Origin of the sequence: Pseudomonas sp. S34 (assembly GCF_009866745.1) — a bacterium.
GTDB lineage: Bacteria > Pseudomonadota > Gammaproteobacteria > Pseudomonadales > Pseudomonadaceae > Aquipseudomonas > Aquipseudomonas jessenii.
Window position 1 is genome coordinate 5,350,829 of sequence record NZ_CP019398.1, and the last position, 23,562, is coordinate 5,374,390.

Below are 23,562 nucleotides of genomic sequence, written 5' to 3' on the forward strand. Positions count from 1 at the left end.
CATGCCCTTGAATGAAATCCTGACTCAATCTGCGCTGGCCTTTGTCCTTCTCGCAGGCATCACCGGCCTGCTGGTCGGCAGCTTCCTCAATGTCGTGATCTGGCGCCTGCCAAAAATGCTCGAACGCGACTGGCGCGAGCAGGCCCATGACATTCTCGGGCTGCCAGGCGAAACGCCGCTGCCGACCTACAACCTGTTGCTGCCCCACTCCCAGTGCCCGCACTGCGGTCACCGCATCCGCGCCTGGGAAAACATCCCGCTGCTCAGTTATGTGTTTTTGCGCGGCCGCTGCTCAGCCTGTGCGGCCGCGATCAGCCCGCGCTATCCGTTGACCGAACTGGCCTGCGGCCTGTTGTCGGCATTTGTTGCCTGGCACTTCGGCTTCGGTTGGCCCGCCTGCCTGATGCTGGTCCTGAGCTGGGGTTTGCTGGCGATGAGCCTGATCGACGCCGAGCATCAGATATTGCCGGACGTACTGGTGCTGCCGTTGATATGGCTGGGGTTGATCGTCAACAGTTTCGGCCTGTTCGTGTCGTTGCACGAGGCGCTTTGGGGGGCGATAGCCGGTTACAGCCTGCTGTGGTCGGTGTTCTGGCTGTTCAAGCTGATCACGGGCAAGGACGGCATGGGCTACGGTGATTTCAAGTTACTGGCGATGCTGGGCGCCTGGGGTGGCTGGCAGATTTTGCCGCTGACCATCCTGCTGTCCTCGCTGGTGGGGGCCATTATCGGGCTGATGCTGCTGCGCTGGCGCAATGCAAAAACCTCGACGCCGATCCCTTTCGGTCCCTATCTGGCCATTGCCGGCTGGATTGCGTTGCTCTGGGGTGGTCAAATAACCGACCTCTATTGGCAGTTTGTCGGTTTGAAATGAATAGCCCTGTGGAAAAACCCTGGATTCTCGGCCTGACCGGCGGCATCGGCAGCGGCAAAAGTGCGGCCGCCCAACACTTCATCGATCTTGGCGTGCATGTGGTCGACGCCGATCATGCCGCTCGCTGGGTCGTTGAACCCGGTCGCCCGGCACTGGCACAAATCGCCGAACACTTCGGCCCCGGCGTGCTGCAGGCCGACGGGCAACTGGACCGCGCCGCGCTACGCAAATTGATCTTCGAAGTGCCAGAAGAACGCCGCTGGCTGGAGGCCCTCCTGCATCCGCTGATCGGCGAAGAAATCGCTCACCACCTGGCGCTGGCAAAATCGCCTTATGCGATTCTGGTTTCGCCGCTGCTGATCGAGTCCGGGCAATACGCCATGACCCAACGGGTGCTGGTGATCGATGCCCCCGAACAATTGCAGATCGAACGTACCCTGCAACGTGACCAGACCAGCGAGCAGCAGGTCCAGGCGATCCTCAAGGCCCAGTCCAGTCGCCAGGATCGCGTGAGCCATGCCGACGACGTCGTGGTCAACGACCGCGACCTTGCCTGGCTGCACAGCGAGGTCGAACGCCTGCATCATTTTTACCTTTCTTTGCGTGGAGGCCAGTCATGAGCCAACCAACAACCGTCGAATGCCCAACCTGTGGCGCCCCCGTGGAATGGACCGCCGAGAGCAAATTCCGGCCATTCTGTTCCGACCGCTGCAAACTGATCGACCTGGGTGCCTGGGCGTCCGAAGAACACAAGATTCCAGTGGCTCCCGATGCCGAGGACGAGATGTTCAGCGGTGACTTCGACCCGCGCCATTGATCCATCGAGTGGGCGATTCCAGGTTTTGATGCAGATCAGGACTTGGGATCGTCGTCCTTCCAGGGAGCCGAGAGGTAGCGCGTGCGGTTGAACGTCTCAAGCCACTCCGGACAAAACACGACCAGCGCACTGACGATCATGCCGTTGATAAACGCTTCGGGAAAAATGATCAGCCATAGATATCCGACAAAATCTTCCAGCCAGTACGGCATGGCAAAACGCTCGTCGAACCATAACAACCAAAGCGCCAGCAGCAGACACAGCAACGCCGACAGCGCGGCGGCAAAAAATCCGGAAACGAAGATATACACGAAGGGATTTCGTGGCTGCGCCCTCTCCACCAGAATGGCGCAGCACTCGGTGACCAGCACCGGCAACGCGATCAACAGCGCGCCATTGACCCCGACCGCCGCCAAGTCCTGTCGCCCGAGCAACACCAGCCCCGTTTGCGCCACCAGCCCCCCCACCAGCGCCAGCGGCCAGTCCAGCAGTAGCGTCACTGCGGTCATGCCGATGAAGTGGTAAGACACGCCGGTATCAAAGTCGCGCCGCACCAGCCACAACAGAAACAGCGCAAACACCGTTCCAAACAGCAGATGCTGACGACGGCTGTCGGTGAACAGTTCAACCCACGGCGCGCGACAGATCGCCCAGATCAACACCGGCACATAGATCAGCCAGCCGACCGCAAGGGTTTGCGATGACAGCAACTCTGCACCGATCATGGCTACGTGCGCCTCCCAGGCGAAGAACAACAGGCACTCAGTCTACACTGCCGCCCGCATGCCCTTCGACTTCAAGCCCAATGCCGCGGATCGTTCATCACCGCGTCATGTTCGGCGAACAGCTTCGGTAGCTCAGACTTGAGAAAGTCCACCCAGGTGCGGACCTTGGCATCGAGAAAGCGTCGCGAAGGATACAGCGCATACACATTGCGTTCGCGCAGACGCCATGCAGGTAACACACGCAGCAAAGTACCGTCGCTCAAGGGCCGCGTCGCGGTGTAGAACGGCAGCAGGCTGATGCCCATGCCCGCCTCCGAAGCCTTGACCATCGACTCGGCAACATTGCACTGAAAGGTCTTGGCCGGGCTGACGGCGTGCTCGCCGTCCTGGTCCTGGAAAAGCCATTGATCGCCGTACAGCGGGTCGAGCATGCGCAGGCATTGATGATCGCTCAGCGCCAGCGGCTGCTGCGGCACACCCCGGCGTCGCAGATAGGCCGGGGAGGCACAGGGCACGCTGTAGATCTGCCCGATGGCTTGCGCAACCATTTGCGAATCGGCAAGTTCCGGAGCGATCGAAATCACCACATCGTGCCCCTCCTCCAGCGGATCGGGATTGCGCTGCGACAAGGTCAGCTCGAACACTACATCGGGATAAAGCTCGCTGTAGCGGGCGATCAACGGCGTGAGCAGCACACCCAGGCCGTTCATGCTGTGCACCCGCAGGCGTCCGGCCGGATTGATATGAGCGCCACGGGCCTCGGCCGTCGCCTCATCCATGGCTTCGACGATTTGCCGGCTGCGCAGCAGGAAGCGCTCGCCGGCGTCGGTCAGGCTCAAGCGCCGCGTGGTGCGTTGCAGCAGCCGCGCCTGTACATGTTCCTCCAGATCCGCCACCAATCGGGATACCTGCGCGGTCGACAGATCCAGCGCATCGGCAGCCCCGGTGAAACTGGCGCAGTCCACCACCCGGATGAATACGCGCAAGTTGTTAAGCACATCCATAAGCCCCCCTCGGGCGATGACTGTTACGTTTTATGTAAGGCTGCATCCGCCGTTCGCCCCTTTATCCGTCGGTGGCAAAGACTAAAATTCAGACATCAAAACCGACACGGAGCACGCCAACATGAAAACGTTGATCAGCTTGTTGCTGACCGTCATCGCCACCTCGGCCATGGCCGCTGACAACGAGCCCCTCACAGTCCTGTACAACCCGGCGCAGCCACTGGACATCGCCAGCGTGGTTTCTGTGTCGAACACCGCGACAGCGTGCGGGGTCGTACCGGCGACCATGGTGTATGTCGATCATCAAGGCCAGACCCACCGTGTGACCTACAACGTCATGGGTGATTGCACCAGCAACCTGTGATCACCGGGCTCACAGCAAGGTCCACGTGTAGCTGAGGATCAAGCGGTTCTCGTCGATATCACTGCGGTAGTTTGAACGCGCCATCGCATTGCGCACGCGAATGCCCAAACCTTTGAGGCTGCCGCTCTGCAACACATAGCCGAGGTCCAGGTCACGTTCGCGATCCTTGCCCTCATAGCCCTTGCCGGTATCGACATTGTTGCCGCTGATGTAGCGCACGGTACTGGTCAGCCCCGGTACGCCGAGCGCCGCGAAGTCGTAGTCGTAACGCGCCTGCCAGGAACGTTCATCGGTGAAGGCGAACTCATAGGTCGGCACTTCGTTGCCCAGCGGCGAGATGTTGGCAAATACCCGTGGAAATGCGCTGTCGCCGAACATGCCCTGATAGCCGACGTAAAACGTATGGCCGCCACGCTTGGCCGACAGCAACGAGAAGAACGCCTGGTTGTCGATATTGCCCAGCAGTTTTTTGCCGTCTTCGCGCGAATCGTAGTAACCGAGGTTGGCGCCGAGGATCCAGTCGCCCACTGGCTCACTGTGCTTTAAGCCCAGAAAACGCTGGTTGTAGATATCTTCCAGTTGCCCGTACCAGGCGCTGACCGAGCTGCGCTTGTCGTTGAAGACATAGTCAGCGCCGGCAAAATTGAAACCGTCACTGCTGACCTGACGCTGCGGCACGTGACCCAGCATCGCCTGCATCTTTTCGTCGCCAGCCTCGTTGCGCAGGCTGGTTGAACTCAAGTGACCACCCTGCAGCGTAAGGCCATTGATCTCGTTGGAGGTGATGCTTGCGCCCTGATAACTGGGTGGCAGCAGGCGAATATCGCTGAATGCCAATACCGGCAGGTTGGGTTGCAACTCACCGACTTTCAGCTCGGTTTTGGAGTAGCGCATCTTCAACGCGCCTTCCAGACGGCTGTAGTTGTCTGCCGCGCGGCCATCGTCCTGCACCGGCAACAAACCGGTATTGGTCCGGTCCGGAGCGCTGTCGAGCTTGAGACCGAGCAAGCCGATAACGTCCACCCCAAACCCGACGGTGCCCTGGGTGTATCCGGACTTCACGTTGAGGATGAAACCCTGGGCCCACTCTTCAGCCTTCGATTGCTGGTTGGCACCGACGATGTCGGAATAGTCGCGGCTGAAGTAGTAATTGCGCGCCTGCAACGTCGCGCTGGTGTCTTCGATAAAGCCGGTTTCAGCTGCCATCGCACCCGTGGAAAAACCCGAGACGACAGCCAGGGACAACGCAGAACCGGTTGTTGGGAGAATCTGTTTCATCGTTTTTCTCTTATTGTTATTGATCGACTGGTTGAAGGACTTCAGTTGCAGTGGATTTGCGAAGGGGAACGGGACGACGGGCGCTCAACAGCACATGGGTGACCATGCCGAAAATCAGCCCCCAGAACGCCGCGGACAAACCGAACAACGACATGCCCGAAGCCGTGACCAGAAAGGTCACCAACGCGGCTTCGCGATCGCTCGGTACCGCCATCGCGCCGGTCAACGCGCCGGCAATGGCAGCGAACAAGGCCAGCCCGGCCAGCGCCGCGATCAACTCTTTGGGGAACGCTGAAAACAGCGAGACCAGCGTGGCGCCGCAGATCCCCAGCAGCAGGTAGCACAAGCCGCCGACGACCCCGGCCACGTAGCGTTTGCGAGGGTCTTCGTGGGCTTCGCGACCGGTGCAGATCGCCGCGGTGATCGCCGCCAGATTCAGTCCGTGGCAACCAAACGGCGCCAGCAACGCCGTGCCCAGCGCGCTACTGGCGATGATCGGGCTCGCCGGCGTCGGATAACCGCTGGCGCGCAGCACCGCCATGCCGGGCACGAACTGACCGGTCAGCGCCACCATCACCAGCGGCAAGGCGATGTTCAGGATCGCGCCCAGGCTGAACTCGGGCGTGATCCACACCGGCGTGGCCAGGCCGATCACCAGCGCTTCACGGTGCAACTCACCGGTGAACGCGGCAATCGAACAGCCCATCAGCAGCACCATCATCACCGCATAACGCGGCATCACATGCTTGCAGATCAGGTAGCAGGCAAACATCGCCAGGACCAGCAACGGCTTGCGCTGCATCGACACGAACAAGCCAGTGCCGAAACTGAACAGGATCCCCGCCAGCATCGCCGCCGCGATGGCGGCGGGCAGTTTGCTGATGATCCGGTCGAAAGCGCCCGAGATGCCAACCACGAAAATGATCAGGCTGCTGACCAGATACGCCCCCACCGCCTCTGCCATGGAGATGTCCGGCAACAGCGTCACCAGCAACGCCGAGCCCGGCGCCGACCAGGCAATGATCACGGGAACGCGGTAGCGCAAGCTCAAACCGATACCGAGCACGGCACTGCCGATGGAGATCGCCCAGATCCAGGACGACAACACTTCCCGCGAAAGATGTGCCGCTTCTGCCGCCTGAAAGATGATCACCAACGGGCCGGCATAGGAAATCACCGTGGCAATGAATCCAGCCACGGCGGCTGACATCGAGAAGTCCTGGAAAAACGCTTTCATGATTCAGGCACCGGTCGCTGACAACGCTGGGTTGACGCCAGCAGCGCTACGTCGGCTGCTGATGGCGAACACGGTCATGGCCAGGGCCGCCACCGCACCGGGCAAGGCAAACGCCATGAAGTTCAGTTGCAGGGGCAAGCTGATCCCGAGCAAGGCACCACCCAGCAGCGGACCGACGATGGCCCCGTTGCGCCCAATGCCCGACGCCCAGCCCAGACCGGTAGACCGAATCGTCATGGAGTAAAACTGCGCGGCACAGGCGTACAAAAGAATCTGCGAGCCAATGGTGGTGGCACCCGCAATGGCGATCAGCAAGTACAACACCGGCATCGGGCTGTTGAAGCCCAACAGCGTGATCGATACCGCCGCCATGGCGAAAAACACTGCCAGCACTCTCGGCAGATTGAGTTTGTCGCCCAGCACCCCGCCACCGACCGCGCCGAAGATCGCCCCGAAGTTCAACACCAGCAGGAACGACAGGCTCGAACCCAGGCTGTAACCGGCGTTGGCCATCAGTTTCGGCAGCCAGGAACTCAGCGCGTACACCATCAACAGGCAGCAGAAAAACGCCAGCCACAGCATCAGCGTGCGCAGCGCACGGCCTTCACGGAACAACTGCAACACCGGGGTGCCCGTGCCTTTCACTTCGGCCATGTGCAATTGATCAGAGGTTTGCGCGATGTAGGCCGGATCGATGCGCTGAAGAATATTGCGCGCCTCTTCATTACGCCCCTGACGCAACATGAAGCCCACCGATTCGGGCAGGAAATACATGATCAGCGGCAACAACAGCAACGGCAGGACCGCCACGTAAAACACCGACTGCCAGCCGAAACTCGGGATCAGCACAATGCCCAGTCCGGCGGACAGCATGCCGCCCACCGAGTAACCGCTGAACATGATCGCGACCAGAGTGCTGCGGATTTTTTTCGGCGCGTACTCGTTCATCAGTGCCACGACGTTAGGCATCACGCCGCCAATGCCGAGCCCGGCAATGAAGCGACAGAGGCCGAACTCGGTGGGGTTTCGGGCGAAACCATTGAGCACGGTGAAGCCACTGAAGAGCATCACGCAGATCGTGATGGCTTTTTTGCGACCGATCCTGTCCGACAGCGGACCGAAGAACAGCGCACCGAACATCATGCCGAACAGTGCATAACTGCCCAGTGCACCGGCTTGCAGAGGACTGAGCCCCCACTCTTTCATCAGCATCGGCAAGACCACGCCGTAGATCACCAGATCGTAACCGTCGAAGATGATGATCAGGGCACACCAGAACAGCACCATCCAGTGAAAGCGGTTGAAGCGAGCGTTGTCGATAACCTCATGTACGTCGATCTTGCGCATGGCATATATCTCTTGTTGTTGTTTTTTTAGAGCGGCGGTAACACGGCTTACGTCCGTACAGCCGAGGGTAGAGCCGCCCGATGCGTGGCAATATCCAGTGCGCGCAGATCACTATCCATTTTGTGCAGAGCCCTGAAACGGGCATGTGAACGAGAGGCATTGACCCTCTCCGACAAATTGTCTTCTTTGCGATCACATTTGAACGCTAAGCTTGGGCCTATGGATGACTCAGATTACTTACGCCTGCTGACCATCGCGGCCGAGCAAGCCAACGCGTTCCTGTCCAATGCCCGCAAGTGGGAGCGTGAGCGTTGGGTCTGCCAGCGCCTGCTGCAAGGCTTGAACATTCCCTATCGCGCCGATGAGTTCGCCCCCGCCGGGGAGCCGCCGGATGTGTTGTTTCGCGATGCCAGTTTCGAGGTGTTCTTCGTGCTCGACGAGGGCCGGCGCCTCAACGATGAATGGCGCGACGAACTGCAACGCCGACGCAGCGCGTTTTCCCTGAGCCAACTGGTGCGCCGCGAGGCCAAGCCACGACGTATCCCCGCCAACGAGTTCTTGCTGCGATTGGCGCCGACCTTGCGCAAAAAAGCGCACAACTACAAAGAGCGCGGCATGGATCTGGGTGAGCTGGACATCATTGCCTTCGCCAGCCTCAAACGCGAAATACTGGACCTCAACAGCCATTTCCCGCCGCCGACCGAATACCTGCGCCAGGGCTGGCGCTCGCTGTCCTTGGTTGGGCCGACATTCGCCCGCGTGCTGTTCGCTCACCCGGATGCGCCGGACTTCTTGCGCAGCAACCTGGGGCGCAGCATTGTGTTCGACGTCGGGATCAGTCTGTGAGCCCGCTGCAGGAGTTGATCGCCGAGGTGCCACAACAGGGTCGTGTACGCTGGATCGGCGTGCGCCCGCAATCACGTTCGGCGATGCTTGAACTCGATGCCGTGGAAGCGCGCCTGGAGGCCGGCCTGACCGGCGACCACGCCCGCCCCGGCGTGCGCAATGCGCGGCAGGTAACGCTGATTCAGTGGGAGCACCTGGCGGTGATCAGTTCACTGATGGGGCGAGCACAGGATCATCCGGTCCGACCTGAAGATCTGCGACGCAATCTCGTTATCAGTGGCATCAATCTGTTCAGCCTCAAGGGCCGCCGCTTCCGGATCGGCCAGGCAACGTTCGAAACCACCGGCTGGTGCCAGCCCTGCGCGCGCCTGGAAAGCAACATGGGCATCGGCACCTTTCAGGCCGTGCGCGGACATGGCGGAATCACTGCCCGGGTGTTACAAAGTGGCATCATTCGCCTGGACGACATCGTTAGCATCGAACCCATTCCGGACAGCGGCTATGCTGCGTTCAACCCTGGGTAAAACACTGTAGCTTCTACACATTCAGCAACGTCTACTCCTGACGAGGCCCGATATGACCAGCCGCCTGAACCCCGACGACCAAAAGCATGTCGAAGAGTACCTGCAGTTGTCCCAACACCAAGTCGAGCGCCGGCCTTTCCGGCCGTGGATGCTCCTTGTGCTGGTATTGGCAGTGACCATTGGTCTGGGCCTGTTGAGCCGACTTATCAGTTACTTGACGCTATGAGCTGCCTTGCGCTCGCTCGGGTAATTGCACCGATTTCTTTTAGCCTTGCGAGTTATCCTTATGTCCCATCGTATTGTCATTGTCGGCGGCGGCGCCGGCGGTCTGGAGTTGGCTACCCGTCTGGGTAAGACTCTGGGCAAGCGCGGTACGGCCAGCGTGATGCTGGTCGACGCGAACCTGACCCACATCTGGAAACCGTTGTTGCACGAAGTGGCGGCCGGTTCCCTGAACTCTTCCGAAGACGAACTCAACTATGTCGCCCAGGCCAAATGGAACCACTTCGAGTTCCAGCTGGGGCGCATGAGCGGGCTCGATCGCGCGAAGAAAAAAATCCAGCTGGCTGCCACTTATGACGAAGCCGGTCTGGAGCTGGTGCCAGCCCGCGAAGTGCCTTACGACTCGCTGGTGATCTCCGTCGGCAGCACCACCAACGATTTTGGCACCCAGGGTGCGGCGCAACACTGCCTGTTCCTCGACACCCGCAAACAGGCCGAGCGTTTCCACCAGCAACTGCTCAATCACTATTTGCGCGCGCACGCCGGTCAGACCGACACGATCGAGCAAATCAGCGTGGCCATCGTCGGCGCCGGTGCCACCGGGGTCGAACTGGCCGCCGAACTGCACAACGCCGCCCACGAATTGGCAGCCTATGGCCTGGACCGGATCAAGCCGGAAAACATGCACATCACCCTGATCGAAGCCGGTCCACGGGTGCTGCCGGCGTTGCCGGAGCGCATTGGCGGGCCTGTGCATAAAACCCTGGAGAAACTCGGGGTCAACGTCATGACCAATGCCGCTGTCAGCGAAGTGACGGCCGACAGCCTGATCACCGCCGACGGCAACGAAATCAAGGCCAGTCTGAAAGTCTGGGCCGCGGGGATTCGCGCACCGGGTTTCCTCAAGGACATCGATGGCCTGGAAACCAACCGCATCAATCAGCTGCAAGTGCTGCCGACCCTGCAAACCACCCGTGACGAAAACATCTTCGCGTTCGGTGATTGCGCCGCCTGCCCGCAACCGGGTAGCGACCGCAATGTGCCGCCACGCGCCCAGGCCGCTCACCAACAGGCTTCGCTGCTGGCCAAATCGTTGAAACTGCGCATCGAAGGCAAGGCGTTGCCGGAGTACAAGTACACCGACTACGGCTCGCTGATCTCGCTGTCGCGTTTTTCGGCTGTGGGTAACTTGATGGGCAACCTCACCGGCAGCGTGATGCTCGAAGGCTGGCTGGCGCGGATGTTCTACGTGTCGCTGTACCGCATGCACCAGATGGCGCTGTACGGGCCGTTCCGCACAGCGATGCTGATGCTCGGCAGCAAGATCGGTCGCGGCACCGAGCCGCGCCTGAAGTTGCACTAAAACAACCCCTTGTGGGAGCGGGCTTGCTCGCGAAGAGGCCATGTCATTCAGCATTTATGTCGACTGACACACTGCCTTCGCGAGCAAGCCCGCTCCCACACTGGTTTTGCGGCGTTCTTGAGTTTCCTGCGGACAAAAAAAATCCCCGTATCTTTCGATACGAGGATTTTTAATATGGTCGGGGTAAGGGGATTCGAACTCCTGACATCCTGCTCCCAAAGCAGGCGCGCTACCGGACTGCGCTATACCCCGGTAAAAAAAAGGCACCTTCGGGAGGCGCCTTCTGCGAACAGAGCTTTTGGCGTCTGATCTTAAGATTCGATTCCAGTTTTTAACCTGGTTTCAAAAATGGTGGGTCGTGTGGGATTCGAACCTACGACCAATTGGTTAAAAGCCAACTGCTCTACCAACTGAGCTAACGACCCAAAAATGGTCGGGGTAAGGGGATTCGAACTCCTGACATCCTGCTCCCAAAGCAGGCGCGCTACCGGACTGCGCTATACCCCGGTTTGAAATTGGCTCCGTGACCAGGACTCGAACCTGGGACCCAATGATTAACAGTCATTTGCTCTACCGACTGAGCTATCACGGAACTACACATTTCAATTTACAACTTTGAAGCTTTACTGCGTTCTCTTCAACCCGTTCGCATCGCTGCGTTCGTGTGTCTGAGGCGCGCTATTCTACAATCTTCAGCACCTCTGTCAACCCCCTAAATTGCTTTCAAGTTAATGATTTGCAACTTATTTTGGATTCCTGCCTTGTGAGCCGAAACCCTGGCGGGTGACTTACTGCGGGGCGCACTTTACAAGCCTTTTCCTTTGAGTTCAACAGCCTAACGAAAAAAAGGCCTCACAATGCGAGGCCTTTTCAATTTTGTTGCCGATCTGGATCAGACGAAGACGATTTCGTCGTTTTCCACCACACCATGAGCCGTGTCGCCCGGCATGAATCGACCGGACAGTATCAACTGCGCCAGCGGGTTCTCGATCCAGCGCTGGATAGCGCGCTTGAGCGGCCGTGCGCCGTACACCGGGTCGTAACCGACCGCGATCAGTTTGTCCATGGCTTCAGGGCTGAGCTCAAGCTTCAGCTCCCGCTCGGTCAGACGGCTGCGCAGGCGGCCCAGCTGGATCTCGGTAATGCCGGCGATCTGATCCCGCGCCAACGGCTCGAAGATCACCACTTCGTCGACCCGGTTGATGAACTCCGGCCGGAAGTGGCTGGAAATCGCATCCATCACCGCTGCACGCTGCGCCTCACGATCACCGACCAGTTCCTGGATCTGCACCGACCCCAGGTTGGAAGTCATGACAATCACGGTGTTCTTGAAATCCACCGTGCGGCCATGGCTGTCGGTCAGACGACCGTCTTCGAGCACTTGCAGCAAGATGTTGAACACATCCGGGTGCGCCTTCTCGACTTCGTCCATGAGGATCACCGAGTACGGCTTGCGACGTACGGCCTCGGTCAGGTAACCGCCCTCTTCATACCCCACATAGCCTGGTGGCGCACCGATCAAGCGAGCCACGGAATGTTTCTCCATGAACTCGGACATGTCGATCCGCACCATCGCCTCTTCGGTATCAAAGAGGAATTCGGCCAGGGCCTTGCACAGCTCGGTTTTACCGACACCGGTCGGGCCGAGGAACATGAACGAGCCGCTTGGCCGGTTCGGGTCGGACAACCCGGCGCGAGAACGCCGCACCGCATTGGAAACCGCAACGACCGCTTCGTCCTGGCCGATCACACGCTGGTGCAACAGGCTTTCCATCTTCATCAGTTTTTCGCGCTCGCCTTCGAGCATTTTCGACACTGGAATACCGGTCCACTTCGAAACCACTTCGGCGATCTCTTCCTCAGTCACCTTGCTGCGCAGCAGCTGGTTTTCGGGTTTGCCATGCTGGTCGACCATTTGCAGGCTGCGTTCCAGGTCCGGGATCACGCCGTACTGCAACTCCGCCATACGATTCAGATCGCCTTTGCGGCGGGCCGTTTCCAGCTCCTGACGGGACTGCTCGATTTTCTGCTGGATCTGCGCAGAACCCTGGACCTCAGCTTTTTCCGAGTTCCAGATTTCTTCGAGATCCGAGTACTCACGCTCTAGACGTGCGATTTCTTCCTGCAGTTTTTCCAGACGTTTCTTCGCCGCGTCGTCGCTTTCTTTCTTCAGCGCCTGGGATTCCACCTTCAGCTGAATAAGGCGACGCTCCAGACGGTCCAGCACTTCCGGCTTGGAGTCGATCTCCATGCGGATGCGGCTGGCGGCTTCATCGATCAGGTCGATGGCCTTGTCCGGCAACTGCCGGTCAGTGATGTAGCGATGGCTGAGCTTGGCCGCGGCAATGATCGCGCCGTCGGTAATCGCCACCTTGTGGTGAACCTCATAACGCTCCTTGAGGCCACGCAGGATGGCGATGGTGTCTTCTTCGCTCGGCTCGTCCACCAGCACTTTCTGGAAACGTCGCTCGAGAGCGGCGTCCTTCTCAATGTATTGGCGGTACTCGTTGAGCGTGGTGGCGCCCACACAGTGCAGCTCACCGCGGGCCAGGGCCGGCTTGAGCATGTTGCCCGCATCCATCGAACCTTCGCCCTTGCCGGCGCCGACCATGGTGTGCAGTTCGTCGATGAACAGGATGATCTGCCCTTCCTGCTTCGACAGCTCATTGAGCAGGGATTTCAGGCGTTCTTCAAACTCACCGCGATACTTGGCACCGGCAATCAGCGCCCCCATGTCCAGGGACAACAAGCGCTTGCCCTTGAGGCCATCCGGCACTTCGCCATTGATGATGCGCTGGGCCAGGCCTTCGGCGATGGCGGTTTTACCCACGCCAGGCTCACCGATCAGCACCGGGTTGTTCTTGGTACGACGTTGCAGCACCTGGATGGTCCGGCGAATTTCATCGTCACGGCCGATCACCGGATCGAGCTTGCCGTCTTCGGCGCGCTTGGTCAGGTCGACGGTGTATTTATCCAGCGCCTGACGCGATTCTTCGTGGTTGGCGTCGTTTACCGCTTCGCCGCCACGCAGGTTGTTGATCGCATTTTCCAGGGCTTTCTTGCTCACGCCCTGGCCGAGCAACAGCTTGCCGAGCTTGCTGTTCTCGTCCATGGCGGCGAGCAGCACCAGCTCGCTGGAGATGAACTGGTCGCCCTTCTGCTGGGCCAGACGGTCGGCCTGGTTGAGCAGGCGCGCCAGATCCTGCGACATGTTCACGTCGCCGGTCGGGTTCTGGATTTTCGGTAGCTGGTCGAGCTCTTTGGTCAGCTCTTTACGCAGACTGTTGACGTCGAAGCCCACCTGCATCAACAGGGGCTTGATCGAGCCACCCTGCTGTTCGAGCAAGGCTTGCATCAAGTGCGCCGGCTCGATGGCCGGATGATCGAGGCCGACTGCCAGGGATTGGGCATCGGACAACGCTAACTGCAATTTGCTGGTTAAACGGTCTATACGCATGGGTCACCTTCCTTTTGAGCAGGCCGGACCTATAAAACATCCTGAATGAAGAAACCTGCCAGATACCACAATAGATGTGGTCGATTCTGGGAGTTTCAAGCGTCGGGACGTTGATGCAGGTCAGGCAAGTCTAGCGGTCGCGCCCTGCCTTACGAATACGTTCCTCTTTGGCGAGTGGCTGTTGTCGTCAGGCAAGGCGCCGCGACGAGTCATAGCCCGCTATGGCGAGGAGCGGCAACGCAGCATGACGGCAACAGACGCCGTCAAAGAGGAACAGTATTCGTGAGACAGGGCGCTACAGCCAGATCAGTGAGGCGAATCGGCCAGTGCGGGGCGCACGACGGTAAGAAAAGAAGCGAGGATCGGTCACGGTGCAGAAACCGCCACCATAGACAGCCGTTACACCGCGAGCCGCCAGACGCAAACGCGCCAGCATATAGATGTCAGCCATGAACTTGCCGGGGTTTTGACTTGGCACGAAGGCTTCTGCGGCTTGAGGCAGTTGCTGCACGAAGGTTTCGCGCACTTCCGGGCCGACTTCAAAGGCTTGTGGGCCAATAGCCGGACCGAGCCACACCAATACCTCGGCAGGCGGTACCGCCAGACTGTCGAGCGTAGCTTCCAGCACACCCGCCGCCAACCCGCGCCAACCGGCATGAGCTGCCGCGACGCGAGTACCGGCACGGTCGCAAAACAGCGCAGGCAGGCAATCGGCGGTCATCGCCGCGCAGGCGACGCCCGGCGTTGATGTCCAACTGGCATCGGCAGTGTCCACCCGGCCTGGATCGGCATGGGCCACGACAATCCCGTGAACCTGCTGCAGCCAGGCCGGTTGAATGGAGAAATGATCGGTCAGACGACGGCGATTCTCGGCAACAGCTTCAGGGCTGTCGTCGACGTGATCGCCGAGATTGAGGCTGTCGAACGGCGCCAGACTGACGCCGCCCGCTCGGGTGGTCACACAGGCTTTGACCCCGGCCGGCGCGGGCCAGTCAGGAATCAGCCAGTCACTCATCCGATGAACGCCTCACGGTCTTGCTTGAGCAGGGTCAGCAACCAGACGAAATCTTCCGGCAATGGGGATTCCCAGCTCATGCGCTGACCGGTGGTCGGATGATCCAGTTCCAGGAAACGCGCATGCAGCGCCTGACGCGGAAAGTTTTTCAGCGACTCGACCATGGTTGGGTTGGCGGCCGGCGGAATACGGAAACGACCGCCATAGGCAGGATCTCCGACCAACGGATAGTTGATGTGCGCCATGTGCACGCGAATCTGGTGCGTACGACCGGTTTCCAGCTTCACCCGCACATGGGTGTGGGAGCGGAAGCGTTCGAGCACGCGGTAATGGCTGACGGCTTGCTTGCCACCCTCCATCACGGCCATGCGCTGGCGTTGCTGGCCGTGACGACCGATCGGCGCGTTGATCTTGCCACCGGCTGTCACCACACCGATCACGATGCACTCGTAGATCCGGCTGACGCTGCGACTCTGCAACTGTGTAACCAGCTGCGTCTGCGCTTGAATGGTCTTGGCCACCACCATCAGACCGGTGGTGTCCTTGTCCAGGCGATGCACGATACCGGCGCGGGGCACATTGATGATGTCCGGCACGTGGTGCAGCAAGGCGTTGAGCAAGGTGCCGTCGGCATGACCGGCAGCCGGGTGCACCACCAGGCCCGCAGGCTTGTTGATCACCAGGATGTCGTCGTCTTCATAGACGATATCCAGGGCTATGTCTTGAGCGACCCATTCGCCCTGAGCTTCCTGCTCGGCAGTCAGCTCAAGGATGGCGCCGCCGTGGACGATGTCTCGCGGGCGGATAACCGCCCCATCCACAGTCAGGCGGCCGTCTTTGATCCAGGCGGAAAGGCGCGAGCGCGAGTGCTCAGCGAATAATTGTGCGGCGACTTGATCGAGGCGTTGGCCGCCCAATTCGGACGGCACCTCTGCGCGAAGTTCAATTTTATCGGACATGCTCAGACTAGGCGTCGGCACAGCCTTTGGTTTCGGCTGCGCGCTTGTGGTTAAATACGGCGTCTTTTGCCCCGAGGCTATTCAACGGGGCACTCATCATAACAGGACGGCCACGCCCAAGACAGCGGCCGTCATAGGGACGCAAGCCGCCATGCAAGTGAAACACCTGCTGCTGATCGCCATCCTCGCATTGACCGCTGCTTGCTCATCGAAGGAAGTCGTAGACGAAAACCTCAGTGAAGTCGAGCTGTACCAACAGGCTCAAAATGACCTGGACAACAGTAGCTACACCAGTGCCATCGCCAAGCTGAAGGCTCTGGAATCGCGTTATCCGTTCGGTCGCTATGCCGATCAGGCGCAACTCGAACTCATCTACGCCAACTACAAGAACACCGAGCCAGAAGCGGCCAAGTCCGCTGCGGAACGCTTCATTCGTCTGCACCCACAGCATCCGAACGTCGATTATGCCTACTACCTCAAAGGCCTGACTTCTTTCGACCAGGACGTCGGCCTGCTGGCGCGTTTCCTGCCGCTGGACATGACCAAGCGTGACCCGGGCGCCGCCCGCGACTCCTATAACGAGTTCGCCCAGCTGACCAGCCGCTTCCCGAACAGCCGTTACGCACCGGATGCCAAGCAGCGCATGATCTATCTGCGCAACCTGCTGGCGGCCTACGAAATTCACGTGGCCGACTACTACCTGACCCGTCAGGCCTATGTCGCCGCCGCGAACCGCGGTCGTTACGTGGTGGAAAACTTCCAGGAAACCCCTTCGGTCGGCGACGGCCTGGCGGTGATGACCGAGGCCTACCAGCGCCTGCACCTGGACGAACTGGCTGCCACCAGCCTGGAAACCCTGAAGCTCAACTACCCGAACCACCCGACGCTGGTGGACGGCCAGTTCGTACCGACCGTCGCCGAAGCGGACAACCGTTCGTGGCTGAGCAAGGCGACCCTGGGCCTGATCGAGTCCCGTCCGCCGCTGCCACCAGGCGAAACCCGCGCCAACCAGGACGTACAGAGGCAGTTCCAGGACGCCAAGGACGCCATCCCGAGCGAGCTCAAGCCTAAAGACGACAATGGCGACGTGATCGAAGAAGAAAATCACGAAGCGGAAGGCAACAACAGTGACCGCTCGTGGTTCAGCTACATGACCTTCGGCGTGTTCGACTGACACCCCGGGTTGTGCAAAAAGGGAGACTTTCGAGTCTCCCTTTTTTATTTCGGCGTTTTATTACACTGTGCGCCTGTCAGGTCCTTGGCTAAACTGCCGCTTCATCAATCAAAAAGCAGCTCACCATGCTTCGTTTATTGTTCTGGATTGCCCTGATTGCCGCTGCAGTGTGGTTCTGGCGCAAGTTCAAGGGTCAGGCTTCCACCCCCAGGCCCCCTGCCGAGCGGGACGCGGCGCCCATGGTCCGTTGCGCCCATTGTGGCGTCCACCTGCCCCGCGACCGCGCGCTGAGCCTCGACCAACGATGGTATTGCAGCCAGGCTCACCTCGAGCAAGACAAGGATTCCAGCGGCCGCTGACACGTCACCCGAAATAGCGGCCGATTAAGGACTATCGCGCGCACCCAAGGAACTGAAAGGCGCAGATCGACGTCTGACACAGATTATTCAAGACCTCTCTCTGCGAATGAACCGGGTAATCGAAAACGTCCTGCACCTGCAGCACCGCGAGCAAATGTCGCCGCTACGGCTCGAGCTGAAATCACTGGAAATACTCGAAAATAAAGCCCCAGCCCGCCATATCAGGGGCCTGGGGCTTTATCTGTCCGGCCAGCCGGGCGAAAGCATTCCGTCCCGCCTAAACTTCAAGGCACGCCAGGAAAGCGGCTGCTTTTGCATGACCTTTGCTCACGGACGGAACCTACGTTGAACACCAAACCACGACAAAAAGTCTTGATTGTCGATGACGAACCGGACATTCGCGAACTCCTGGAAATCACCCTGGGAAGGATGAAGCTGGAGACGTTCAACGCCCGCAACGTCGGCGAAGCGCAATCCCTGCTCAAACGCGAAACCTTCGATCTATGCCTGACCGACATGCAGTTGCCGGACGGTACCGGCCTGGAGCTGGTGCAGCACATCCAGCAACGCCACCCCCGGGTCCAGGTGGCGATGATCACCGCCTATGACAGTCTCGAAAACGCGATCAATGTGCTCAAGGCCGGGGCATTCGACTTCCTGACCAAACCGGTGGACCTTACGCGTCTGCGTGAGCTGGTCACCAGCGCCCTGCTGGTTCCTGCCCGCGGGGTCGGCATCGATCGTCGCTTGCTGGGCGACTCATTGCCCATGCGCAACCTGCGCGAACACATCACCAAACTGGCCGGCAGCCATGCGACGGTATACATCAGCGGAGAGTCCGGCAGCGGCAAGGAGTTGGTCGCGCGCCTGATCCACGATCAAAGCCCTCGCGCCAATCAGCCGTTCATTGCGATCAACTGCGCGGCGATTCCCTCGGAACTGTTGGAGAGCGAGTTTTTCGGCCATCGCAAAGGCAGCTTCAGCGGCGCCATCGAAGACAAGCCCGGCCTGTTCCAGACAGCCCACGGCGGCACCCTGCTGCTCGATGAAGTCGCCGACCTGCCGCTGTCCATGCAAGTCAAATTGCTGCGCGCGATTCAGGAGAAATCCGTACGCTGCGTCGGCGGGCAGCAGGAAGTGGCGGTGGATGTGCGCATTCTCTGCGCCACGCACAAGGACCTTGGCGCCGAAGTCGCCGCCGGACGATTTCGTCATGATCTTTACTACCGTTTGAACGTGATCGAACTCCGGGTGCCGCCCTTGCGCGAGCGCCGTGATGACATCGAAATGCTAGCCAGCCACATTCTCAAGCGTCTGGCCGCCGATACCGGTCAACCTGCGGCGAGACTCCACCCCCAAGCCCTCGATGCGCTGAAGAGCTATCGCTTCCCGGGCAATGTGCGGGAACTGGAAAACATGCTCGAACGGGCGCACACCTTATGTGAGAACAAACAGATCGAAGCCGGCGACCTGCGCCTGGCTGAAGGCAACTATGGGGCTGAGGGTGGCGTGCCGGACCTGACCCGGATCGACAATCTGGAAGCCTACCTGGAAAACATCGAACGCCAACTACTGCTCCAGGCCCTGGAGGAAACCCGCTGGAACCGCACGGCGGCGGCTCAGCGGTTGAACCTGTCATTCAGGTCGATGCGCTATAGGCTCAAGAAGTTTGGATTGGATTGAGGCCCTTATCGCGAGCAAGCTCGCTCCCACAGGGTCATTGGTGAACACAACAACTGCGAACACCTCAGAACCATTGCAGGAGCGAACTTGCTCGCGATAGCGACCGGGTAAACGACTGCGATCCAGCAGTCAGAGCCGCCCGGCAGGCGCATAAGGCGCCGGATCGATAATCGGCGCACGGCCCAGCATTACATCGGCAAACAGCTGGCATGACGCTGGCGCCAGCACCAGCCCGTTTCGGTAATGCCCGCAGTTGAGCCAGAGCCCATCAAAACCCGGCACCGGGCCGATGTAGGGAATGCCCTCGGGTGATCCCGGGCGCAATCCGGCCCAATGCCCCACCACTTCGGCATCGGCCAGCGCCGGGATCAATTCCACCGCGGACGCCTTCAGGCTTTCCAGTGCCGACCCGGTCGGCGTCTTGTCAAAGCCTTCATGCTCCAGCGTACTGCCGATCAATATGTGCCCGTCGCGCCGGGGAATCGCATAACGGCCCTTGGCCAGGACCATGCTCGGCAGGAAGTCCGCCGCACACTTGTAGAGAATCATCTGCCCTTTCACCGGCTCGACCGGCAGCGTCAGATCAAGAAGCTTGAGCAAATCACCGCTCCAGGCCCCCGCCGTCAGGACGACTTGATCGCCCGGAACAGTACCTGTGGAGGTCTGCACGCCGACCACTTTATTGCCCTCACGAACAAACCCGCTGACTTCGCACTGCTCATGGATCGTCACGTTCGGCAACGCCAGCAATGCAGCCTTGAGTGACTTCACCAGACGCGGATTACGCACATTGGCGACGTCGGCCATGTAGATCGCCCGGGAAAAACCGCTGCCCAGCACCGGCACGGCGTCGTGTGCTGCCGAAATATCCACCGCGCTAAGCGGGCGATTTTCCCGGACAGCCCAAGCCAGCGCTTCAGCCTCGTCATCCAGATCCAGCCAGTACAGACCGGTGGTGTGCACTTCAGGATCAACGCCAGTGGCGGCAAACAAGCGCTCGCCCAGCTGTGGATAAAAGTCCTGGGACCAGTGAGCCAACGCGGTGACCGCCGGGCTGTATCGCCACGGGTAAAGCGGCGAAACGATGCCGCCGCCGGCCCAGGACGATTCCTGGCCGACGCTCGAGCGATCCAGCAGCACAACGCTTTGCACTTCGGAGGCGAGATTGAAGGCCGTCAGCAATCCAATCACCCCACCGCCAACAATCACCACTTGCTGTTGCCTGGTCATGTTCTGATCCAATCGTTAAATAGACAGAGGGTACAAAAGGCACCCGAAATAGAAACTCAGCGCCCCCAGCAGTCTTTGCTGGTCAGGCCGGATTTCGCGTTGACCATACCGAGCACACCGGTGTTGGTGATGGTCAGATCACCGCACTTGTCAGTGGCCATGCTCGAGTCAGCCTTGCGCACCGCCGTCAGCAGAAAAGTCTGGTCGGTCAGGGTCGGTGTGATGCTGTAGTAATCATTGCCGGCACTGAGGCCCGTCGCATCGGTGTAGGCATTTTTCTGCGAGTAGAAGCGCTCCAGGAGCTGCGCCTGCTCCGAGAGCAGACCGGCTACTTCTGCGCGACGGCCCTTGTTCAGGTATTCGGTGAAACTCGGGGCAGCAATGGTCATGACAATACCGATGATCGCAATCACGATCATGATTTCGATCAGGGTAAAACCGCGGTTGGAACTACGCATGCCTCAATTCTCACTCACTGTATTTGTCGCCACATGATGCGACGGCTGCCGCCGGATTTCTCCATCCCCGCAGTACCGTCGCCAGTGGAATCGTTCACGGCCCCGCCATTGTCGCTGGCGTCCTGGGTCGAATGTTCCCCGATAAAGATCACGCCATCGGATAGCGTGTCGCTGTTGTCGACCACTCCATCGGCGTTGCTGTCGAGCATCTTAACGCTGATCGCAGCGGGCAGCTTCAGGCAGACGGCCTTCAACCCCTGATTGCCATGGTAAAAACCGTACCAGTTGCCATTGGCCAGACAGGTGGGCCGGTTCAGCGCTGGCGAATCCGCTGATGTGGCAGCGTGCGCCGACACCGACAGGTTAAGCGCGACGACGGCACCAAACAGTTGTGGCCATAACCTGACAGGTCGCTCAGTACTTCGCATAGATGCTCTCCACCACACTGCGCGAATGCCCCGCGATGCCGACTGCCGTTACCCGATACAACATCGCCGGGGTATTGATTGGCACATTCACCGCATCTTGGCTGTCACCAATATTTTGCACACCATAAAAGCCGTTGCCCGATGCAATCCAGGTCACTCCGGAAGAAGCGTTGAAACCGGCAGCGGTAATAGTCGAAGACTCGGACGGTGGCGCACATTGAACGATGCCGCTACAAACAGGTAGCGCATAACTGTCCCGTTGCACTGTACTCTCGCCCACCCGCAATGCGGCTTCGGCACGCTGAAACGACTGGTTGCGCAAGGCGACGCTACCGGCCATTTTTTCCTGCAGGGTGGCACTTTGCATCGATGAAAGGCCAATCAACGTCAGCAAGAGCAAGAACACCAGGCTGACCAATAGGGCCATGCCGCGCTGGGTGTAACACGTCATGGGAGACCGATTCATTGGCACCCTCTCATGGCAAGCGGTTGCGCAGAGCGGCAACCACGTTGAAGGTTTGATCGCTCACGCGGTGGTTCGGATCGGTGAGGGTCAGGCTCAGGCGAACGCTACGAATCAGCGCGGGGTTCGGCGGGTTGCTGCTGTAGCGCGAAGCAGCCAGATCAGTGGCTGTGCTGGCCAGGCCGAAGCTCACGTCGAAAGCGCTGACGTTGTCCACCAATACCTGGGGCGCTGCGGTCCCGCCTTTCATCAACAGTTGGTTGTTGTTGAAGCTGTAAATCAGCCGCCGGATCGGAAATGCCAGTTGCCCTGCCACTGGCGTCCGACCTTCACTGTAGGCCGTCGAATTGGTTCTACAATCGGAAAGCACGGTCCAGTCCGGCTTGTCGCCGTTGCTGCCGACATCCGCCGTAACCAGCGTCAAACTGCGACTGCCATTGTCCCAACGGATCGGCGTTACACGATTGGCATGGAAATCACCTTTCTTGCTGGAATCAGTGATCCTTTCCAGGCAACCGAACATCCCGACCATGCGAATCTCCTGAATCATTTTGCTCAAAACGAAACGTGCGTCCTCCTGCATGTTCGCGGCCGCATTCTGGCTGAGATAGGTGTTCTTGGCCGCGATGAAAACCTGCACCACGCCCAGCACCACGATCAGGCTCAACGCCATGGCGATCAGCAACTCGACCAGGCTAAAACCCCTGCTGCGGCGCCTCACGGGATCACCATCGGATCAATGGCCGCGCGGCTGCTCAGGATGAAGCTGCGTCGCGAATCGGCAGTATTCGCGGCCCGTGAGTCGTCCCAGGTAATAGTGATGGTGTACACCTGCCGGTTGACGGTCACACTGCCCGTCGCGGAGGCTCCGAGTGAACTGACGATGTTGGCGTTGAAATCAAACAGGTCCTGATCCCGGGTAACGTCCGGATTGCCCGAGGCCGGCGGCGCAATGGTGTAATCCGCTGCGGCGTTGGCGCGAATGCGGTCCATCAGGTCGTAGGCGATAAAACTGGCCTGACTGGTCATGCGCGCACTGTCCGTGTACTTCAGCGCATTGAGCTGAAACGCCGCAGCCCCCAGCAGGCTCACTCCCAGAATGACTAACGCCACCAGGATTTCGACCAGCGTCATGCCCTCCTGCGCGCCTTGCCTCCCTGCCCTCATCCGCAATTTCCACCCAATAGAATTCGTCCGTTCAAACACACGGTCAGCGTCCTGCTTTGTGCGCCCCGCCCATAGCTGATCACCACCTCTGAGGACGGTGATGACAATCCGCCCATACTGTTGAAATCGATGGCAGTGACGTCAGAGGTTAGCGCCAGTGTTGCACCGCCGCTCATCGCCGGAACAACCCGCAATACATTGGCCAAAGCGCCAGTACCGTCGTAAACCGTCAGTTCCCCACTCCAGACATCCCCACCGGCCGTCGGTCGCACCCGTGTGGCATTGCCCCGATCGATGGCTTCAAGCCGGGCAAAATTCAGGGCTCGTCGCAGGTCAGCGATTTCAGTATCCGCCCTCGTTGTTTGCATCGAGCGGGTAAACGCCGGGACAGCCAGAGTCAGCAGAATCAGAAGGATCGCGATCGCGACCAGCAACTCGATCAGCGTGAAACCTTTTGTAGGATGATCCATCGGGGCCTTCTGCTTCCTTCGGCTATACCTGCTCTTGCGCAGCACAACATTCGAGCGATGCGGTGCGTTTGCGTTGCCATTTCTCGTGCAGGGATTGC

At 59.7% G+C, this 23,562-nt stretch carries 26 protein-coding genes, 4 tRNA genes and 1 pseudogene; 12 read left to right on the forward strand and 19 right to left on the reverse strand.

Going from position 1 to position 23,562, the window contains the following annotated elements; genetic code table 11:
- Nucleotide 1 precedes the first annotated feature (1 nt).
- Genes PspS34_RS23885 through yacG form a run of 3 tightly spaced genes read left to right on the forward strand, consistent with a single transcriptional unit; the run spans nucleotide 2 to nucleotide 1,691 of the window.
- Nucleotides 2-874: an A24 family peptidase gene (locus PspS34_RS23885; protein WP_102672244.1), complete on the forward strand. Its 873-nt coding sequence runs from the start codon at nucleotides 2-4 to the stop codon at nucleotides 872-874.
- Nucleotides 871-1,494 carry a dephospho-CoA kinase gene (coaE, locus tag PspS34_RS23890; protein WP_046041800.1) on the forward strand — a complete coding sequence of 208 codons (624 nt, stop codon included), beginning with the start codon at nucleotides 871-873 and terminating at the stop codon, nucleotides 1,492-1,494. The genes PspS34_RS23885 and coaE overlap by 4 nt, the downstream gene beginning before the upstream one ends.
- Entirely contained in the window at nucleotides 1,491-1,691 is a 201-nt protein-coding gene (yacG, locus tag PspS34_RS23895; RefSeq protein WP_007970539.1) for a DNA gyrase inhibitor YacG, read from the forward strand. The genes coaE and yacG overlap by 4 nt, the downstream gene beginning before the upstream one ends.
- Nucleotides 1,692-1,726: 35 nt before the next feature.
- Here the strand turns inward: yacG and PspS34_RS23900 are convergent, their stop codons facing one another.
- Nucleotides 1,727-2,416, reverse strand: coding sequence for an energy-coupling factor ABC transporter permease (locus PspS34_RS23900; protein ID WP_007990394.1), 690 nt, complete (start codon nucleotides 2,414-2,416; stop codon nucleotides 1,727-1,729).
- Between the two features lie 71 nt (nucleotides 2,417-2,487).
- Entirely contained in the window at nucleotides 2,488-3,420 is a 933-nt protein-coding gene (locus PspS34_RS23905; protein WP_057713260.1) for a LysR family transcriptional regulator, read from the reverse strand.
- Nucleotides 3,421-3,541: 121 nt separating this feature from the next.
- Here PspS34_RS23905 and PspS34_RS23910 point away from each other — a divergent pair, with 121 nt between their 5' ends.
- Complete coding sequence (locus tag PspS34_RS23910; RefSeq protein ID WP_150813471.1) at nucleotides 3,542-3,784, forward strand: DUF2790 domain-containing protein; 243 nt, start codon at nucleotides 3,542-3,544, stop codon at nucleotides 3,782-3,784.
- A gap of 9 nt (nucleotides 3,785-3,793) precedes the next feature.
- Here the strand turns inward: PspS34_RS23910 and PspS34_RS23915 are convergent, their stop codons facing one another.
- From PspS34_RS23915 to PspS34_RS23925, 3 genes are read right to left on the reverse strand one after another with little or no spacing between them, the layout of a single operon-like run.
- A complete protein-coding gene (locus PspS34_RS23915; protein ID WP_154862183.1) occupies nucleotides 3,794-5,062 on the reverse strand; it encodes an OprD family porin in 1,269 nt (422 codons plus the stop codon).
- A 16-nt stretch (nucleotides 5,063-5,078) separates the two neighbouring features.
- The gene (locus PspS34_RS23920; protein WP_154862182.1) at nucleotides 5,079-6,299 is read right to left on the reverse strand and encodes a benzoate/H(+) symporter BenE family transporter; all 1,221 of its coding nucleotides are present in this window, start codon (nucleotides 6,297-6,299) and stop codon (nucleotides 5,079-5,081) included.
- Between the two features lie 3 nt (nucleotides 6,300-6,302).
- Nucleotides 6,303-7,646, reverse strand: coding sequence for an aromatic acid/H+ symport family MFS transporter (locus tag PspS34_RS23925; protein WP_154862181.1), 1,344 nt, complete (start codon nucleotides 7,644-7,646; stop codon nucleotides 6,303-6,305).
- A 219-nt stretch (nucleotides 7,647-7,865) separates the two neighbouring features.
- On the opposite strand from PspS34_RS23925, the gene PspS34_RS23930 reads away from it, so the two are divergent.
- Genes PspS34_RS23930 through PspS34_RS23945 form a run of 4 tightly spaced genes read left to right on the forward strand, consistent with a single transcriptional unit; the run spans nucleotide 7,866 to nucleotide 10,601 of the window.
- A complete protein-coding gene (locus PspS34_RS23930) occupies nucleotides 7,866-8,492 on the forward strand; it encodes a DUF1780 domain-containing protein (RefSeq protein WP_150813475.1) in 627 nt (208 codons plus the stop codon).
- Nucleotides 8,489-9,016 (forward strand): MOSC domain-containing protein, encoded by a 528-nt coding sequence (locus PspS34_RS23935; RefSeq protein WP_154862180.1) that lies wholly within the window; start codon nucleotides 8,489-8,491, stop codon nucleotides 9,014-9,016. Before PspS34_RS23930 ends, PspS34_RS23935 begins: the two co-directional genes overlap by 4 nt.
- Nucleotides 9,017-9,068: 52 nt before the next feature.
- Nucleotides 9,069-9,242 (forward strand): DUF3094 domain-containing protein, encoded by a 174-nt coding sequence (locus PspS34_RS23940; RefSeq protein WP_007970531.1) that lies wholly within the window; start codon nucleotides 9,069-9,071, stop codon nucleotides 9,240-9,242.
- A gap of 60 nt (nucleotides 9,243-9,302) precedes the next feature.
- Nucleotides 9,303-10,601 (forward strand): NAD(P)/FAD-dependent oxidoreductase, encoded by a 1,299-nt coding sequence (locus PspS34_RS23945; protein WP_090451465.1) that lies wholly within the window; start codon nucleotides 9,303-9,305, stop codon nucleotides 10,599-10,601.
- A 175-nt stretch (nucleotides 10,602-10,776) separates the two neighbouring features.
- Here the strand turns inward: PspS34_RS23945 and PspS34_RS23950 are convergent.
- The 7 genes from PspS34_RS23950 to rluD all read right to left on the reverse strand — a co-directional run bounded on the left by PspS34_RS23950 (nucleotide 10,777) and on the right by rluD (nucleotide 16,032).
- Nucleotides 10,777-10,853: transfer RNA gene (locus PspS34_RS23950), tRNA-Pro, on the reverse strand.
- A gap of 97 nt (nucleotides 10,854-10,950) precedes the next feature.
- A tRNA-Lys gene (locus tag PspS34_RS23955) sits at nucleotides 10,951-11,026 on the reverse strand.
- 5 nt (nucleotides 11,027-11,031) lie between these two features.
- Nucleotides 11,032-11,108: transfer RNA gene (locus tag PspS34_RS23960), tRNA-Pro, on the reverse strand.
- Nucleotides 11,109-11,117: 9 nt separating this feature from the next.
- Nucleotides 11,118-11,193, reverse strand: a tRNA-Asn gene (locus PspS34_RS23965).
- 300 nt (nucleotides 11,194-11,493) lie between these two features.
- Complete coding sequence (clpB, locus tag PspS34_RS23970; RefSeq protein WP_057713253.1) at nucleotides 11,494-14,058, reverse strand: ATP-dependent chaperone ClpB; 2,565 nt, start codon at nucleotides 14,056-14,058, stop codon at nucleotides 11,494-11,496.
- Nucleotides 14,059-14,353: 295 nt separating this feature from the next.
- A complete protein-coding gene (gene pgeF / locus PspS34_RS23975) occupies nucleotides 14,354-15,073 on the reverse strand; it encodes a peptidoglycan editing factor PgeF (RefSeq protein ID WP_150813477.1) in 720 nt (239 codons plus the stop codon).
- The gene (gene rluD, locus PspS34_RS23980; RefSeq protein WP_008052092.1) at nucleotides 15,070-16,032 is read right to left on the reverse strand and encodes a 23S rRNA pseudouridine(1911/1915/1917) synthase RluD; all 963 of its coding nucleotides are present in this window, start codon (nucleotides 16,030-16,032) and stop codon (nucleotides 15,070-15,072) included. Before rluD ends, pgeF begins: the two co-directional genes overlap by 4 nt.
- 151 nt (nucleotides 16,033-16,183) lie before the next feature.
- On the opposite strand from rluD, the gene PspS34_RS23985 reads away from it, so the two are divergent.
- The 4 genes and pseudogenes from PspS34_RS23985 (at nucleotide 16,184) to PspS34_RS24000 (ending at nucleotide 19,248) form a co-directional block, all read left to right on the forward strand.
- Nucleotides 16,184-17,206 (forward strand): outer membrane protein assembly factor BamD, encoded by a 1,023-nt coding sequence (locus tag PspS34_RS23985; RefSeq protein ID WP_150813478.1) that lies wholly within the window; start codon nucleotides 16,184-16,186, stop codon nucleotides 17,204-17,206.
- A 125-nt stretch (nucleotides 17,207-17,331) separates the two neighbouring features.
- On the forward strand, nucleotides 17,332-17,565 hold the full coding sequence (locus PspS34_RS23990; protein ID WP_057713250.1) for a PP0621 family protein: 234 nt from the start codon (nucleotides 17,332-17,334) through the stop codon (nucleotides 17,563-17,565).
- Between the two features lie 46 nt (nucleotides 17,566-17,611).
- A pseudogene (locus PspS34_RS23995) lies at nucleotides 17,612-17,914 on the forward strand (hypothetical protein); the annotation flags it as partial.
- Entirely contained in the window at nucleotides 17,911-19,248 is a 1,338-nt protein-coding gene (locus PspS34_RS24000) for a sigma-54 dependent transcriptional regulator (protein ID WP_154862178.1), read from the forward strand. The pseudogene PspS34_RS23995 and the gene PspS34_RS24000, both read left to right, overlap by 4 nt.
- Nucleotides 19,249-19,377: 129 nt before the next feature.
- Here the strand turns inward: PspS34_RS24000 and thiO are convergent, their stop codons facing one another.
- Genes thiO through PspS34_RS24035 form a run of 7 tightly spaced genes read right to left on the reverse strand, consistent with a single transcriptional unit; the run spans nucleotide 19,378 to nucleotide 23,464 of the window.
- Nucleotides 19,378-20,478 carry a glycine oxidase ThiO gene (gene thiO, locus PspS34_RS24005; RefSeq protein WP_090451471.1) on the reverse strand — a complete coding sequence of 367 codons (1,101 nt, stop codon included), beginning with the start codon at nucleotides 20,476-20,478 and terminating at the stop codon, nucleotides 19,378-19,380.
- Nucleotides 20,479-20,534: 56 nt separating this feature from the next.
- Nucleotides 20,535-20,936 (reverse strand): type IV pilin protein, encoded by a 402-nt coding sequence (locus tag PspS34_RS24010; protein WP_150813481.1) that lies wholly within the window; start codon nucleotides 20,934-20,936, stop codon nucleotides 20,535-20,537.
- A gap of 14 nt (nucleotides 20,937-20,950) precedes the next feature.
- Entirely contained in the window at nucleotides 20,951-21,364 is a 414-nt protein-coding gene (locus tag PspS34_RS24015) for a hypothetical protein (protein ID WP_154862177.1), read from the reverse strand.
- Nucleotides 21,351-21,830: a PilX N-terminal domain-containing pilus assembly protein gene (locus PspS34_RS24020; RefSeq protein ID WP_150813483.1), complete on the reverse strand. Its 480-nt coding sequence runs from the start codon at nucleotides 21,828-21,830 to the stop codon at nucleotides 21,351-21,353. Before PspS34_RS24020 ends, PspS34_RS24015 begins: the two co-directional genes overlap by 14 nt.
- Before the next feature lie 10 nt (nucleotides 21,831-21,840).
- The gene (locus PspS34_RS24025; RefSeq protein WP_154862176.1) at nucleotides 21,841-22,548 is read right to left on the reverse strand and encodes a prepilin-type N-terminal cleavage/methylation domain-containing protein; all 708 of its coding nucleotides are present in this window, start codon (nucleotides 22,546-22,548) and stop codon (nucleotides 21,841-21,843) included.
- The gene (gene pilV / locus PspS34_RS24030) at nucleotides 22,545-22,994 is read right to left on the reverse strand and encodes a type IV pilus modification protein PilV (protein WP_159390341.1); all 450 of its coding nucleotides are present in this window, start codon (nucleotides 22,992-22,994) and stop codon (nucleotides 22,545-22,547) included. The genes PspS34_RS24025 and pilV overlap by 4 nt, the downstream gene beginning before the upstream one ends.
- Complete coding sequence (locus tag PspS34_RS24035) at nucleotides 22,991-23,464, reverse strand: GspH/FimT family protein (protein WP_154862174.1); 474 nt, start codon at nucleotides 23,462-23,464, stop codon at nucleotides 22,991-22,993. The genes pilV and PspS34_RS24035 overlap by 4 nt, the downstream gene beginning before the upstream one ends.
- Nucleotides 23,465-23,562: the final 98 nt, after the last annotated feature.

Excerpts from the sequence above, each read along its gene's own strand:
- pilV (WP_159390341.1), bottom strand. The coding sequence starts at position 22,994 with ATGAGGGCAGGGAGGCAAGGCGCGCAGGAGGGCATGACGCTGGTCGAA.
- PspS34_RS23925 (WP_154862181.1), bottom strand. The coding sequence starts at position 7,646 with ATGCGCAAGATCGACGTACATGAGGTTATCGACAACGCTCGCTTCAAC.
- PspS34_RS23930 (WP_150813475.1), top strand. The coding sequence starts at position 7,866 with ATGGATGACTCAGATTACTTACGCCTGCTGACCATCGCGGCCGAGCAA.
- pgeF (WP_150813477.1), bottom strand. The coding sequence starts at position 15,073 with ATGAGTGACTGGCTGATTCCTGACTGGCCCGCGCCGGCCGGGGTCAAA.
- coaE (WP_046041800.1), top strand. The coding sequence starts at position 871 with ATGAATAGCCCTGTGGAAAAACCCTGGATTCTCGGCCTGACCGGCGGC.
- PspS34_RS23900 (WP_007990394.1), bottom strand. The coding sequence starts at position 2,416 with ATGATCGGTGCAGAGTTGCTGTCATCGCAAACCCTTGCGGTCGGCTGG.
- thiO (WP_090451471.1), bottom strand. The coding sequence starts at position 20,478 with ATGACCAGGCAACAGCAAGTGGTGATTGTTGGCGGTGGGGTGATTGGA.
- PspS34_RS24010 (WP_150813481.1), bottom strand. The coding sequence starts at position 20,936 with ATGCGTAGTTCCAACCGCGGTTTTACCCTGATCGAAATCATGATCGTG.
- clpB (WP_057713253.1), bottom strand. The coding sequence starts at position 14,058 with ATGCGTATAGACCGTTTAACCAGCAAATTGCAGTTAGCGTTGTCCGAT.
- PspS34_RS24035 (WP_154862174.1), bottom strand. The coding sequence starts at position 23,464 with ATGGATCATCCTACAAAAGGTTTCACGCTGATCGAGTTGCTGGTCGCG.
- PspS34_RS24020 (WP_150813483.1), bottom strand. The coding sequence starts at position 21,830 with ATGAATCGGTCTCCCATGACGTGTTACACCCAGCGCGGCATGGCCCTA.
- PspS34_RS23905 (WP_057713260.1), bottom strand. The coding sequence starts at position 3,420 with ATGGATGTGCTTAACAACTTGCGCGTATTCATCCGGGTGGTGGACTGC.
- PspS34_RS23885 (WP_102672244.1), top strand. The coding sequence starts at position 2 with ATGCCCTTGAATGAAATCCTGACTCAATCTGCGCTGGCCTTTGTCCTT.
- PspS34_RS23910 (WP_150813471.1), top strand. The coding sequence starts at position 3,542 with ATGAAAACGTTGATCAGCTTGTTGCTGACCGTCATCGCCACCTCGGCC.
- PspS34_RS23940 (WP_007970531.1), top strand. The coding sequence starts at position 9,069 with ATGACCAGCCGCCTGAACCCCGACGACCAAAAGCATGTCGAAGAGTAC.
- PspS34_RS23985 (WP_150813478.1), top strand. The coding sequence starts at position 16,184 with ATGCAAGTGAAACACCTGCTGCTGATCGCCATCCTCGCATTGACCGCT.
- yacG (WP_007970539.1), top strand. The coding sequence starts at position 1,491 with ATGAGCCAACCAACAACCGTCGAATGCCCAACCTGTGGCGCCCCCGTG.
- PspS34_RS23945 (WP_090451465.1), top strand. The coding sequence starts at position 9,303 with ATGTCCCATCGTATTGTCATTGTCGGCGGCGGCGCCGGCGGTCTGGAG.
- PspS34_RS24015 (WP_154862177.1), bottom strand. The coding sequence starts at position 21,364 with ATGCGAAGTACTGAGCGACCTGTCAGGTTATGGCCACAACTGTTTGGT.
- PspS34_RS23920 (WP_154862182.1), bottom strand. The coding sequence starts at position 6,299 with ATGAAAGCGTTTTTCCAGGACTTCTCGATGTCAGCCGCCGTGGCTGGA.
- PspS34_RS23990 (WP_057713250.1), top strand. The coding sequence starts at position 17,332 with ATGCTTCGTTTATTGTTCTGGATTGCCCTGATTGCCGCTGCAGTGTGG.
- rluD (WP_008052092.1), bottom strand. The coding sequence starts at position 16,032 with ATGTCCGATAAAATTGAACTTCGCGCAGAGGTGCCGTCCGAATTGGGC.
- PspS34_RS23915 (WP_154862183.1), bottom strand. The coding sequence starts at position 5,062 with ATGAAACAGATTCTCCCAACAACCGGTTCTGCGTTGTCCCTGGCTGTC.